Raw genomic sequence first — 13,116 nt, forward strand, 5'->3', positions numbered from 1 at the left:
GGTTCGTGGGCTGGGTCGAGTCGACTCGGCACCCAGCCTCGCCCCGCACCGGAAGTGCGACCAGCGGCTACCATCGCGGCTGTGGACAACGCCTGCGGTTGTGGACAATCAGCGCGCGGCACAGTGGATCTGCTATGGGCGGGCGTCAGCCGTGCGTGTCCGGCCCGGCGTGGCTGATCGTCACCCGGACCGCCACCCGCTTGTCCCGGCGCATCGCCGCCCGGTAGTCGTCCCAGTCGGGGTGCTCGCCGGAGATCCGCCGGTAATAGTCGATCAGTACATCGAGGGCGTCCGGCAGCGCCACCACCTCGGCGGTGCCGTCGATCTGCACCCAGTCGCCGAAGAACCGGTCGGTGGTCACGCAGAAGGTCACCTGCGGGTCGCGGCGCAGATTCCGTACCTTGGCGGCGCCCTCCCTGGTGCTGACCAGGACCCGGCCGTCATCGTCGACGGCGACCAGCACCGGACTGGTCTGCAACCGCCCGTCGGCGTGCCGGGTGATCATGACCGCCCGGTGGTTGGTCCGCAGGAACGCCGCCGCCCGTTCGAACTCCATGTCCGCCTCCTCCGTGTCACGCGCCGCCCTCCGCCAAGGACGTGTCGCCTCACGATTGTGCGACGCCGGGCCCGCCCTACCCGCAGGTAACCCATCGGCGGTACGGTCGAGATCGTGCAGCCTGACATTCTCGGACCGCCGTACGAGCAGCAGGTCATCGAGCTGGACCCGGACGACGAAGGCCGGGTCGTCGCGACCCTGGTCCGCCGCCGCGCCGACCGCCCCGCCGGGCGTGCGGTGCTGTACCTGCACGGCTTCATCGACTACTTCTTCCAGACCCACCTGGCCGATCACTTCGTCCGTGGCGGCTGGGACTTCTACGCCCTCGACCTGCGCAAGTACGGCCGCAGTCTGCTACCGCACCAGACCCCCAACTTCTGCCGCGACCTCAGCGACTACTTCCCCGAACTCGATGCCGCCGCCCGGATCATCCGGGAACAGGACGGCAACGAGACGCTGCTGGTCAACGGCCACTCCACCGGCGGGCTGATCGCCGCCATCTGGGCCGACGCCCGCGCCAGCCAGGGCGTCGCCCCGGACGGACTGTTCCTCAACAGCCCGTTCTTCGACCTCAACGCCCCCTGGCTGGTCCGCCGGCCGCTGGCGGCGGCCGTCCGCCGCCTCACCCACCGCACGCCCTACCGCGTCGTCCCGGTCGGGCTCTCCGGGGTGTACGGGCAGAGCGTGCACGCCTCCCAACGGGGTGAATGGGACTACGACCTGGCGTGGAAGCCACTGGCCGGCTTCCCGGTACGGGCCGGCTGGCTGGCCGCGATCCAACGCGCCCAACGGCAGTTGCGCGCCGGACTGCAGATCACCGCGCCGGTCCTGCTGGCCTGCTCGTCCCGCTCCTACCGCAGCCGGCGGTGGCACGACGCGGCCACCCTCGCCGACGCGGTCCTCGACGTCGAACACATGGCCCGCTGGGCACCACGGCTCGGCCGGCACGTCACCGTCGTACGCATCGACGGCGGCCTGCACGACCTGACCCTCTCCCGCCAACCGGCCCGCGACGAGCTGTTCAGCGAACTGGACCGCTGGCTGCGGGCGTACTTCACCAGCGAACCGAGCGGCCCCGACCCCGCCCAGCCGGTCGAGGCCCGACGGCCGGTCGATCGCGGCCTGCCGGAAACCGACTGACCAGGGAACCGACCCCGCCGACACCACCCATGCCGGCTTCGTGGCCACTCGTCACGACCACCAGCGGCCACTACTATGTGCACGCCAGCCGAAGATCGCCGCGCGCCCGTAGCTCAGCGGATAGAGCAGGGGACTTCTAATCCCAAGGTCGTAGGTTCGAACCCTACCGGGCGCACCACCACCACCGCAGGTCACGGCGTTGACGACCACCCCGGTCACGGTCGAGAACCACCCCGTACAGCCATTCGTACAGCCATCAGCCGAACAGGTGCCGCGCGGCCTCGTCGACCGCCGCCCGCTCGATCTCCGGGGTCGGCCGCCGCCGCGATCCGGGCTGCCGACTGCCCCGCCCTACCCTGACCGGATGAGCACCAACGGCGAGCTGAGCCCGTCAGCCAGCACCGACGGCTGGGTTCTCACTACGAATGTCCGCGCCCTGATCGAGTCGCTCGCCGGGCTGGTTCGCTACGAGGCCGACGACTGGGACTGGGACGCCATCGCATCCGGACTCGACGCCACCGACACCGACGACCCGCACGGATGGTACGACTATCCGCTCATCGGCACCAGCGCACTCCGCCTGGAGCTGGCCAACGACCCCGGCTCCACGATTACCTCGGTACGGATCCGTCACCCGGCCGGCGAGGCCCTGACCGCCCGCATCGATACCATCTTGTCGATGCTGGCTCGCTATCGAGTCACCTCATGAGTACCCGGCCGAGCCGGGTTGTCGGCCCGAGATCAGGGCGTCTTCAGGGCGTCAGATAATGACTACCATTGACGACGGGGAATCAGCTCAACGCCTTGATCGGCGTACGAGTGCGATGCTGGGAGGCATGCAACACGAGGAGCTGACTGAGTTCGACGTGACCGAGGACGAGTTCGACGCCATGCTGGCTGACAGTGACCCTGCTCGGGTAGCCGGCCCGCTCGACGATCCCGAAGACCCGGCTAGGCAGCGCAGGGCGAGCTGAGGCGGCCCAACGCGAAAATCGGTGGACCTGCCCGCCAGAGACGCCTACGGTTCGAGTCAGCAACACGCAACGACCATCGGGACGAGCACGCCAAAGGGGCAGCCATGAGGAAGCCGGAGATGCGGCGAGAGCGACGGATGTCGCTCGGTCTGCTGCACCGCCCTCGTGGCCGACTTGCCTTGTCGGCCGCCGTGGCCGACCGCCGCCGCTGACCGACTGAGACGACACGACGCCGCGCCGAGTCCAGCGGTCGCCAGCTGGCCGCCTGCATGACGTCCCGCCACTCGTCGCCGGACCCTCGCCCGGCAATTTCCTTCAGTAGCGACGCGCCACGTGCCCGTGGTGGAACCGGTAGACACGCCGCGCTCAGAACGCGGTGCCGCAAGGCATGGGAGTTCGACTCTCCCCGGGCACACGACACTGGCAGTGCCGGCAGCACCGACCAGCACGCCCTCGTAGCTCAGTGGACAGAGCACGTGATTACGAATCACGGGGTCGGACGTTCGAATCGTCCCGGGGGCACACACCCAGCACTTCGACCCGCTCAGCCGCGAACGTCAGCGGCGCCCAGGCTAGGGCCTGGCGGACGTCGACTGGGCACCCTGCCAGCGCGGACGTCGGCCGGCAGTCACGGACCGAGGTTGCTGACGCGGACCTGTCATTGCCTATTGACGTGGTCGTAACACGTGACCTACGTTCTGTCGAACCGCTTCGTCGAAGCGATTCGACGAAGGTCACCGAGCCCGTCCATCCGGCCACCGGCCGGGTGAACCGGGCCCGACGCGACACGCAGGGAGGTGTCCGATGGCCACCATGCAGGACGTCGCACGCCTCGCTCAGGTGTCGGCCAGCACGGTGTCGTACGTGCTCACCGGCACCCGGCCGATCTCCCCGGCGACCCGCGACAAGGTGCTGGCCGCCATGGCCCAGCTCGGCTACCAGCCCAACGCGATGGCCCGTGGGCTGGCCAGCCGGCGCAGCCGGATCCTCGGCCTGCTGATGCCGATGGACGAGCGGGGGCTCGGCGCCACCGAGACCGCGTTCGTCACCGGTGCGGCAGCCGCCGCCGGCGCCGCCGGCTACCACCTGGTGCTCTCGCCCATCGGCGCGGGCGACCTCGATGAGCTGCGCCGCCTCGCCAGCCAGCGGATGCTCGACGGCGCGCTGCTGATGGAGGTGCAGCTGCACGATCCCCGGGTGGACGTGCTGCGGGAGATCGGCGTACCGCAGGTGTTGATCGGCCGCACCGCCGACACCACCGGCTTGTCCTACGTAGATATCGACTTCGACCGGACGGTCCGGGACGCCGTCGGCTATCTGGTCGGCCTCGGCCATCGCCGGATCGTCTACGTCAACCACTCCGCCGACGCCGTTGCCGCAGGCTACGGCCCGGCGCTGCGGACCCGAGACGCGTTCGCCACCGCGATGGCCGAACACGGCTTGACGCCACTGACGACCTTCGCCGAGGACAGCGCGGCCGGGGGCCGGGCCGCACTGGCCACCGCTCTGCGGCTGGCACCCGACCTGACCGCGATTCTCGCCATGAACGAGAGTGCCGTCTTCGGCCTGCTCGGCGAGCTGACCGCCCGGGGCCGGACCGTGCCCGGCGACGTCTCGGTCGTCTCCATGGTCACCTCGCCCCAGGTCGCCGATCTGGCGACGCCCGCACTGACCGCCATGAACTCGCCCGGCTCCGCGCTGGGCCGGATCGCCATCGAGACGCTGCTGCGGCACGTCGACGGTGGCAGCGACGAAGTCCACCAGCAACTACTGCCGTGCACGTTGGAGATCCGAGGGTCCAGCGGCTCTCCGCGTACCCGAAGCGACACCGCGCGCGGCGACGGGGCCGGCGGCGACCCGCCGACCCCCGACACCGAAGTAGCCCGCCGCCGCGCTGGCACGCGGCGACGGGCTTGAGGAGTACCTGCTCGATACTCATCAGGGAGATTAGCAATGCGACGATTTCACAGAGTAGCCACGGCGGTCATGGTGGCCGCGCTCACGGCGACCGGGCTGACCGCCTGCGGCGACGACGCGGGCGACGGCGAGGCGAACGTTCTCAAGCTCTGGCACTACGAGAGCGAGAACAGCGCCATGGGCATCGCCTGGGACCGGGCGATCGAGATCTTCGAGGAAGAGCACCCAGGGGTGGAGGTGCGCTTCGAGCGCAAGGCGTTCGAGCAGATCCAGCAGAACGCGGGCATGATCATCAACTCCGATGAGGGCCCGGACATCATGGAGTACAACAAGGGCAACGCCACCGCCGGCCTGCTCTCCTCGCAGGGGCTGCTCGCCGACCTCACCGAGGAGGCGACCGCACGCGGCTGGGACACCGCGCTCAGCCCCAGCCTGCAGACCACCGCCCGGTACGACAACGGGGTGATGGGTTCGGGCGCCTGGTACGGCGTACCCAACTACGGCGAGTACGTGATGGTCTACTACAACACGGAACTCTTCGCCGAGCACGGGGTGAGCGTCCCGACCACCCTGGCCGAGATGACCGCCGCGATGGACACCTTCGTCGACGCGGGCATCACCCCGCTGGGCATGTCCGGCGCCGAGTACCCGGCCGGGCAGCTCTTCTATCTGCTCGCCCTCTCCCGCGCCGACCGGTCCTTCGTCAACGACTACCAGCTCTACGAGAACCCGGTCGACTTCCAGGCCGACCCGCTGCGTTACGGTGCCCAGACCTTCGCCGAGTGGGTCGAAAAGGGTTACGTGTCCAGCGACTCGGCCAGCCTCAAGGCCGAGGACATGGGCACCGCGTTCATCGCCGGCGACGTACCGATGATCGTCTCCGGTAGCTGGTGGTTCGGCCGGTTCAAGAGCGAGATCAGCTACGACTGGGACACCTTCCTCTTCCCGGGCACCACCCTGCACCCTGGCTCCTCGGGCAACATCTGGGTCGTGCCGGAGTCCAGCAAGGCCAAGAACCTGGCGTACGACTTCATCGACATCACCCTGCGCCCGGAGATCCAGGCGTTGATCGGCAACAACGGCGGAGTGCCGGTGGCCGGTGACCCGGCGACGATCAGCGACGAGAAGGACCGCAAGCTGATCGAGAACTTCAACACCATCAGCGCCCAGGACGGCCTCGCCTTCTACCCGGACTGGCCGGTTCCGGGCTACTACGACGTGCTGGTCTCCGGCCTGCAGGGGCTGATCAACCAGTCCAGGTCGCCCGAGGAGGTCCTCGACGCGATCGCCAAGCCCTATCAGGATGGCGTCGCGGAGATCACGCGCGACTGAGCGGCGGTCGGGACGGGCGCACACCCGGGGTACTCCGGTCGACCGGTCACCGTGCGCCCGTCCCGCCGTGGAGGGATCCCCATGGCAGTTCCCGAGACCGTCACCGCCGCCGGGCGGGCGACGGCGTCACCCCCGACCCAGTCACCCCCGACCCAGTCACCCCCGGCCGACCTGGCCCCGACCGGCCGGTCCGCGCGCCGGCCCGGCGGGCGCAAGGCCGTGTACTGGCTCTACCTGCTGCCCGGCGTGCTGCTGTTCCTGCTCGTCATCGGCGGTCCGCTCGGCTACACCGGCTACCTCTCGCTGACCAGGTGGTCCGGCGTGGGTGAGCCCCGGTTCACCGGGCTGACCAACTACCGGAACCTGTTCACCGACGACGTCTTCTGGACCTCGTTCCAGAACACGGTGGCGATGATCATCGCGATGGTGGTGCTGCCCACCCTGATCGGGCTGGTACTCGCCGCGGTGCTCTTCGACACCATCGGACGCCGGTTCCGTCCCCGCACCGCCGCCGCGTTGCGCGCCGCCTTCTACCTGCCGCAGGTGCTCCCGGTCGTGGTGGCCGGCATCATCTGGGGCTGGATCCTGCGCCCCGACGGGGCGCTCAACGGGCTGCTCGACGCGGTCGGGCTCGGCGCGTTGGGCCACGACTGGCTCGGCGACCCGGACAGCGCACTGCCGGTGGTGATGGCCGTGATGATCTGGGTGCAGCTCGGCTACCCGGTGGTCGTCTTCATGGCGGCGCTGGAGCGGGTCAACCCGGAGCTGTACGAGGCGGCCGAGATCGACGGCGCCGGCTGGTGGCAGCGGTTCCGGTCGATCACCCTGGCACAGATCCGCCCGGAGACCTTCGTGGTCGGCCTCACCTGCACCATCGCCGCGATGAAGGTGTTCGGCCCGATCTACGCGCTGACCCGTGGTGGCCCGGAGAACGCCACGAACGTGCCGTCCTACTTCGCCTACTACACGTTCTTCAAACGGCTGGAGGTCGGCTATGGCTCGGCGATCTCGATGGTGCTGACCCTGATCATCGTCCTGATAGCGGTGGGCTTCCTCGTGGCGCAGCACCGCGCCGAACGCCGGGGAGGGCTCTGATGGCCGCCGACCGGCACCACCGTGGGGTCAGCCGCTGGATCGTGCTCGCCCTGGTCACCGCAGCCGCACTCGTCATGCTGGTGCCGTTCGTGTTCATGCTGCTCAACGCATTCAAGGCACCGGGCGACTACTCCACCAACGGGCCGCTGTCCTGGCCGACCGAGTTCTACACCACCGGCCTGCGCACCTACTGGGAGCAGGTCGACTACCCGGTCAAGTTGTGGAACTCGATCCTCATCTCCGGCTCGGTCGCGGTCCTCGCCGTACTCGTCTCGCTGCTCAGCGCGTACGCGCTCGGCATCGGCCGGGTCCGTGGCCGGCTCTGGATCGTCGGCGTCTTCCTGCTGGCCAACATGCTTCCGCAGGAGGCGCTGGTCTACCCCCTCTACCACTTCGCCAAGGAGGCGGGGCTCTACAACACCCGGCTGGCGGTGATCATCATCTTCACGGTCATCCAGGCCGCCTTCGGCACCTACCTGCTCGCCTCGGTGCTCGGCACCTTCCCCCGCCAACTGTTGGAGGCCGCCGCGCTCGACGGCGCCGGCACCTGGCGGATCCTCTGGCGGGTGGTGTTGCCCAACATCCGCTCCACCATCTCGGTACTGCTGGTCTTCTTCTTCATCTGGACCTGGAACGAGTTTCTCATCCCCCTGGTCATGCTGATCGACAACCAGACCCAGACCGTCCCGGTCGCGCTCGCCTCGTTGCAGGGCGACCGGCTGATGGACGCACCCACCACCAACGCCGGAGCGCTGCTGAGCATCCTCCCGGCGATCATCTTCTTCATCGTCTTCCAGCGCACCCTCGCGCGCGGCGTCACGGCAGGAGCCGACAAGTGAAGTTCACCGACGGGTACTGGCAGTTGCGTCCCGGGGTCAGCGTGCTGCGCCCCGGCACGGTGGAGTCGGTGGAGGTGGAACCGGACGGACGCGCGCTGACCGTCTTCGCGCCGATCGGGAAGATCACCGGCCGCGGGGACACCCTCAACCGCCCGGTGATCACCGTACGGTTCTTCTCCCCCGCCCCCGGCGTGGCCGGGGTGACCATCGGACACCACTCCGGCGGCCTGCCCAAACAGCCCCGGTTCGCGATCGCCGACCGCACCGACCACCCGGTGCAGGTGACCGTCACCGGGCTCAGCGCGCGGCTGATCACCGGCGAGTTGACCGTCCGGGTGGCGCTGACCGGACCGTGGCGGGTCGACTTCCTGCGGGGTGACCGGCTGGTCACCTCCTCCTCCGAACGCAGCATCGGCGTGGTGACCGACGCCGAGGGGCACACCTACGTGCACGAACGGCTGGCCCTGGGCGTCGGCGAGACCATCTACGGACTGGGCGAACGGTTCGGGGCGTACGTCAAGAACGGCCAGACCGTCGACATCTGGAACGCCGACGGCGGCACCGCCAGCGAGCAGGCGTACAAGAACGTGCCCTTCTATCTCAGCGGCGCCGGCTACGGGGTGTTCGTGGACCACCCCGAGCACGTGTCGTTCGAGGTGGGCTCGGAGGTGGTCTCACAGACCCAGTTCAGCGTGCCGGGCCAGTCGCTCACCTACTACCTGTTCGACGGGCCCACCCCCAAGGACGTGCTGCGCCGGTACACCGCGCTGACCGGCCGGCCGGCCCGGGTGCCGGCCTGGTCGTACGGGCTCTGGCTCTCCACCTCGTTCACCACCTCGTACGACGAGAAGACGGTCACCGAGTTCATCGACGGGATGGCCGAACGGGACCTGCCGCTGTCGGTGTTCCACTTCGACTGCTTCTGGATGCGGCAGTTCCACTGGGTCGACTTCATCTGGGACCCGGCGACCTTCCCGGACCCCGAGGGGATGCTGCGCCGGCTGCACGAGCGTGGCCTGAAGGTCTGCGTCTGGATCAACCCGTACATCGCCCAGCGGTCGTACCTGTTCGAGGAGGGACGGCAGGCCGACTACCTGGTCCGCAACCCGGACGGTTCCATCTGGCAGTGGGACAAGTGGCAGGCCGGGATGGCGCTCGTCGACTTCACCAACCCTGCGGCGGTGCAGTGGTACGCGGGCAAGCTGAAGGTCCTGCTCGACATGGGAGTGGACTGTTTCAAGACCGACTTCGGCGAGCGCATCCCGACCGACGTCGTCTGGCACGACGGATCCGACCCGCAACGGATGCACAACTACTACTCGTACCTCTACAACAAGGCCGTCTTCGAGCTGCTGGAGGCCGAGCGCGGACCGGGCGAGGCGGTGCTCTTCGCCCGGTCCGCGACCGCCGGAGGCCAGCAGTTCCCGGTGCACTGGGGCGGCGACTGCGAGTCCACCTTCGTGGCGATGGCCGAGTCGCTGCGCGGCGGCCTGTCCCTGGCCGCGTCCGGCTTCGGCTACTGGAGCCACGACATCGGCGGCTTCGAGGGCACGCCGGACCCGGCCGTCTTCAAGCGCTGGATCGCCTTCGGGATGCTCTCCTCGCACTCACGGCTGCACGGCTCCGGCTCGTACCGGGTGCCGTGGGCGTACGACGACGAGGCGGTCGACGTGCTGCGCCGCTTCACCCGGCTCAAGCTGAGCCTCATCCCGTACCTGGCGGCGGCGGCCGAGGAGGCCCACCGCGACGGCGTACCGGTGATGCGGCCGATGATCGTGGAGTTCCCGGACGACCCGGCCACCGCGTACCTCGACCGGCAGTACATGCTCGGCCCGGACCTGCTCGTCGCCCCGGTGATGAGCGCGGACGGACAGGTCACCTACTACCTGCCCGCCGGCACCTGGACCCATCTGATGACCGGTGCCCAGGTCACCGGCCCAGGGTGGATCACCGAGAAGCACGGGTTCGACAGCGTACCCGTGCTGGCCCGGCCCGGCGCGGTCATCCCGTTCGGGACGGTCACCGACCGACCCGACTACCCCTGGGCCGACGGCGTGACGCTGCGGCTGTACGCACCGGTGCCGGGCCAGCGGACCCGGGTACGGGTGCCAGCACCCGACGGTGGCCCCGGCGCGGAGTTCGAGGTGTGCTACCAGGACGCAACGGCCACCGTGGACCTGGTCGCGGGTGAATCGTCGGGCTACCACTGCGAGGTGGTGCGGGCGGCGAGGTGACCGGGCTCAGTCCGGGACGCCGATGGCGGCGACCGGGCTGACCCGGGCGGCCCGGCGGGCCGGCGCCAACCCGGCCATCGCGGTGATGGCGCCCAGGGCCGCGACGATCACCAGCAGCTGGCCCGCCGGCAACACCAGTGGTGTGCCCAACTGCAATGCCTCGATCGCCAGCCAGGCCAGCGGTACGCCCAGGGCCAGGCCGAGCACCGCACCGACGATCCCGTACATGCCGGATTCCAGCAGGATCATCGCCCGTAGCCGGGGTCGGCTGAGGCCGAGCGCCCGCAGCAGGCCGACCTCCTGGGTGCGTTCCAGCACCGACAACGCGGTGGTGGTGCCGACCCCGACGACCGCTATCGCCACGGTCAGGGCGAGCAGTCCGAGCGCGATCAGGAACAGCGACGACATCTCCGACTCGACGGTCTCCCGGTAATCCGCCAGCACGCCCACGTCGGCGCCGTTGGCGACCGCGAGCTGCCGTACGGCGGCCACTGTCGCGCCGTGGTCGCCGCCGACGAAGTCGGCCAGCACCCCGGTCTCGGTGGGGTCGGTGCCACCGAGCAGAGCCAGGTCGCCCGAGGTCAGCACCACATCGGTGTCCAGCGGTGCGCGGCCGCCGAGCACCGCCGTGACGGTGACGCTCACCTGCCCTGCGTCACCGGTCAGGGTGATCTGGTCGCCGACGTCGGCCGCCAGATCCTGGGCCAGGTTCTGCGCGAGCACCGCCTGCCCCGGCCCGACGTTGGTCAACGTGCCGTCGTCGACGACCAGCGCCGCCATCCGGGGCAGCGCGTCGAGGTCGATGGTGACAGCCGTGTACGACAACTGGTCGGTGTTGAACGAGAGCAGCTCCACCGGGGTGACGTGGCGGAGTTCCTCCATCGCCCGCAACTGGTCGACGACCGCCGGGGTGAGCGGCTGGTCCCGGCCGACCACCATCAGGTCGGCCGGGGCGCGGGCGGCCATCGTCTGGTCGGTGAAGGCGCGCAGGCTGGCGGCGCCAACCGCCGCGCCACCGACGAGGGCCACCCCCAGGGCGACCACCACCGAGACTGCGGCGGCCCGGCGCGGCACTCCGCCGACCGTGCTCACCGCAAGGGTGCCGACCGGCCGGAGCTTGCGCAGCGGCCAACCGACGACTGCCAGCACCGGCCGGATCAGCAGCGGTCCGAGTGCGACGAGCGCACCGAACGCGAAGGCGCCGATCCCGACGATGCCCAGCAGCGTCCCTGCCGAATCCGGTGCCTCCGGTGCCGAGACGCGGGAGATGGTCAGCGCGACCGTGGCGCCCGACGCGGCGGCCAGCAGCAGCCCGACGAGCAGGCGCCCGGCGCTGATTCCCGACTCGGCGGTCACCGTGCCGGCGCTGCGCAACGCCTGCAGCGGCGGGACGTTCGCAGCGGCCAACGCCGGCACCAGTCCCGCGCCGGCGGTCAACACGACCGCCCCGACGATGACCGCCACCAGTGCCCCGACCGGCACCTCGGGCAGGGAGACCTGCTGCCCGGCGGCGGCGGCGAGCGCCGGTGCGGCCAGCCCGGCGCCGACCGCGAGCAGCACCCCGACGGTGCCGGCGAACAGGCCGACCAGCGCACCTTCGATGGTCAACGCCACGACGAGTTGCCGGCGGTGGGCGCCGATCAGGCGCAGCAACGCCAGCTGGCCCATCCGCTGGGCGAACACGATGCGGAACGTCGACGAGGCGACCAGCAGGGCGGCGACCACGGCGACGGCCAGGAACATCGCGGCGAGCGCGAAGACCTGGTCGAAGCGGGCCACGGCGTCCTGCGCCTCGGCCAGCCGTTTCGATTCGCCGGGCGCCGCGCTGGGGTACAGCTGCGGGTCGACCCGGTCGAGGTAGTTGAGGATCTCGTCCGAGAGCCCGCCGACGTCGGTCCCCGGCGCGGCGGCGACGTCGATCCGACCCCAGCCGACCGGGGTCGTCGTCACTGTCGCGAGCAGCGTGTCCGGCGTGTACGCCCGCTCCCAGTTGGCGTCCGGGCCGTCGACGACGCCGGTCACCGTCGCCGTCACCGGTGCGGCGGTCGGATCGCCGCCGTACAGCCGAAGGGTGGTGCCGGGTGTGACGCCGAGCCGTTCGACGGCGCGCTGGTTGACCGCGATCTCGCCGCCCGCTGTCGGATACCGTCCGGTGAGCAGCGTGGTCCGCGCCAGCGGTCCGGCACCGGGGTCGGTGACCAGCAGGATCGACGTGCCGGCCGACGGGTCGCCCACAGCGAGCTGGACCTCGTCGCGACCGACGGCCTGGCTGACGCCCGGGAACGCGGCGATCGCGGCACGCTGCTCGTCAGCGATCAGTGTGCCGTTCACGGTGACCACCAGGCTGGCGCCTGGTGGGGTGTCGCTGAAGGTGTCCAGCGTGGTGCGGGCGACGATCTCGTACGCGAGCACCCCGCCGGCCACCACGAACGCGGCGACCAGCACCGACAGGCCGGTGAGCAGCAGGCGGCCGGGTCGGGTCAGGATGCCGCGCAGCTGGGTACGCGGCACGGCGGTGTTGATGACACTCATCTTCAGAATGCCAGGTCAGGGAAGGTCAGCTCGACGCCGCTGCTCGCGCAGTGGCCCTCGGCGTTACTGCGCGCCTGGCTGATCTGCTCCGTGGTCGGACGCTCGCCCGCGCCGGTCGCCTTGACCCGGGACCAGTGGATGAAGCGGCCGACCTCAGTGCTGATCCCCTGATCGACGAACTGGGCGTAGCGAATCTTGCGCAGGTCTTGTTCCCACTGCTCGGCCTCGGCCGGTTCGCTCGGTGGGTTCTTCGTCTGGTCGAGCAACTGTTGGGCGAGCCGGCAGTCGGCGGCTGACGCCTGAGTCGGCCCGAACTGCTGCTGCCACAGGTAGTTGACGCCGAACGCGACAGCGGCCAGCACCGCGACGGTCACCACGCCGAGGAGGATCAGTCGCAGCGCGGCGGGGCGGCGGGTGCCGGTGTCGAACTGGGTGGTCATCAGATGCCTTCCGATCGTCGGGGTTCGCAACGATGACCATCGTCGGCCGGCGGGGGT

The 13,116-nt window shown here is 70.0% G+C and carries 11 protein-coding genes and 3 tRNA genes; 11 read left to right on the plus strand and 3 right to left on the minus strand.

All coding sequences use genetic code 11. The features are described 5' to 3' along the window. Positions 1 to 145 precede the first annotated feature (145 nt). On the minus strand, positions 146 to 556 hold the full coding sequence (locus O7623_RS13490) for a PPOX class F420-dependent oxidoreductase (protein ID WP_282228967.1): 411 nt from the start codon (positions 554 to 556) through the stop codon (positions 146 to 148). A 114-nt stretch (positions 557 to 670) separates the two neighbouring features. Here O7623_RS13490 and O7623_RS13495 point away from each other — a divergent pair, with 114 nt between their 5' ends. The 11 genes from O7623_RS13495 to yicI all read left to right on the plus strand — a co-directional run bounded on the left by O7623_RS13495 (position 671) and on the right by yicI (position 10,087). Further along, positions 671 to 1,696, plus strand: a complete 1,026-nt coding sequence (locus O7623_RS13495) for an alpha/beta hydrolase (RefSeq protein ID WP_282228968.1) — start codon at positions 671 to 673, stop codon at positions 1,694 to 1,696. Between the two features lie 102 nt (positions 1,697 to 1,798). Then, positions 1,799 to 1,874 (plus strand) — tRNA-Arg (locus O7623_RS13500). A gap of 186 nt (positions 1,875 to 2,060) precedes the next feature. Continuing rightward, positions 2,061 to 2,405, plus strand: coding sequence for a hypothetical protein (locus O7623_RS13505; RefSeq protein WP_282228969.1), 345 nt, complete (start codon positions 2,061 to 2,063; stop codon positions 2,403 to 2,405). Between the two features lie 127 nt (positions 2,406 to 2,532). Continuing rightward, positions 2,533 to 2,670: a hypothetical protein gene (locus O7623_RS13510; RefSeq protein WP_282228970.1), complete on the plus strand. Its 138-nt coding sequence runs from the start codon at positions 2,533 to 2,535 to the stop codon at positions 2,668 to 2,670. Between the two features lie 333 nt (positions 2,671 to 3,003). Beyond that, a tRNA-Leu gene (locus O7623_RS13515) sits at positions 3,004 to 3,085 on the plus strand. A 34-nt stretch (positions 3,086 to 3,119) separates the two neighbouring features. Then, a tRNA-Arg gene (locus tag O7623_RS13520) sits at positions 3,120 to 3,192 on the plus strand. Between the two features lie 282 nt (positions 3,193 to 3,474). Then, positions 3,475 to 4,587 (plus strand): LacI family DNA-binding transcriptional regulator, encoded by a 1,113-nt coding sequence (locus O7623_RS13525; RefSeq protein ID WP_282228971.1) that lies wholly within the window; start codon positions 3,475 to 3,477, stop codon positions 4,585 to 4,587. A 36-nt stretch (positions 4,588 to 4,623) separates the two neighbouring features. After that, positions 4,624 to 5,919 carry an extracellular solute-binding protein gene (locus O7623_RS13530; protein ID WP_282228972.1) on the plus strand — a complete coding sequence of 432 codons (1,296 nt, stop codon included), beginning with the start codon at positions 4,624 to 4,626 and terminating at the stop codon, positions 5,917 to 5,919. Positions 5,920 to 6,000: 81 nt separating this feature from the next. Then, complete coding sequence (locus O7623_RS13535) at positions 6,001 to 7,014, plus strand: sugar ABC transporter permease (RefSeq protein ID WP_282228973.1); 1,014 nt, start codon at positions 6,001 to 6,003, stop codon at positions 7,012 to 7,014. Further along, a complete protein-coding gene (locus O7623_RS13540; protein WP_282228974.1) occupies positions 7,014 to 7,853 on the plus strand; it encodes a carbohydrate ABC transporter permease in 840 nt (279 codons plus the stop codon). The genes O7623_RS13535 and O7623_RS13540 overlap by 1 nt, the downstream gene beginning before the upstream one ends. Continuing rightward, entirely contained in the window at positions 7,850 to 10,087 is a 2,238-nt protein-coding gene (gene yicI / locus O7623_RS13545) for an alpha-xylosidase (protein WP_282228975.1), read from the plus strand. Before O7623_RS13540 ends, yicI begins: the two co-directional genes overlap by 4 nt. Positions 10,088 to 10,093: 6 nt before the next feature. On the opposite strand, the gene O7623_RS13550 is transcribed toward yicI, so the two are convergent. After that, complete coding sequence (locus O7623_RS13550) at positions 10,094 to 12,619, minus strand: FtsX-like permease family protein (RefSeq protein WP_282228976.1); 2,526 nt, start codon at positions 12,617 to 12,619, stop codon at positions 10,094 to 10,096. 2 nt (positions 12,620 to 12,621) lie between these two features. Then, complete coding sequence (locus O7623_RS13555; RefSeq protein WP_282228977.1) at positions 12,622 to 13,059, minus strand: hypothetical protein; 438 nt, start codon at positions 13,057 to 13,059, stop codon at positions 12,622 to 12,624. Positions 13,060 to 13,116 lie beyond the last annotated feature (57 nt).

Source organism: Solwaraspora sp. WMMD791 (assembly GCF_029581195.1).
Classification (GTDB): domain Bacteria; phylum Actinomycetota; class Actinomycetes; order Mycobacteriales; family Micromonosporaceae; genus Micromonospora_E.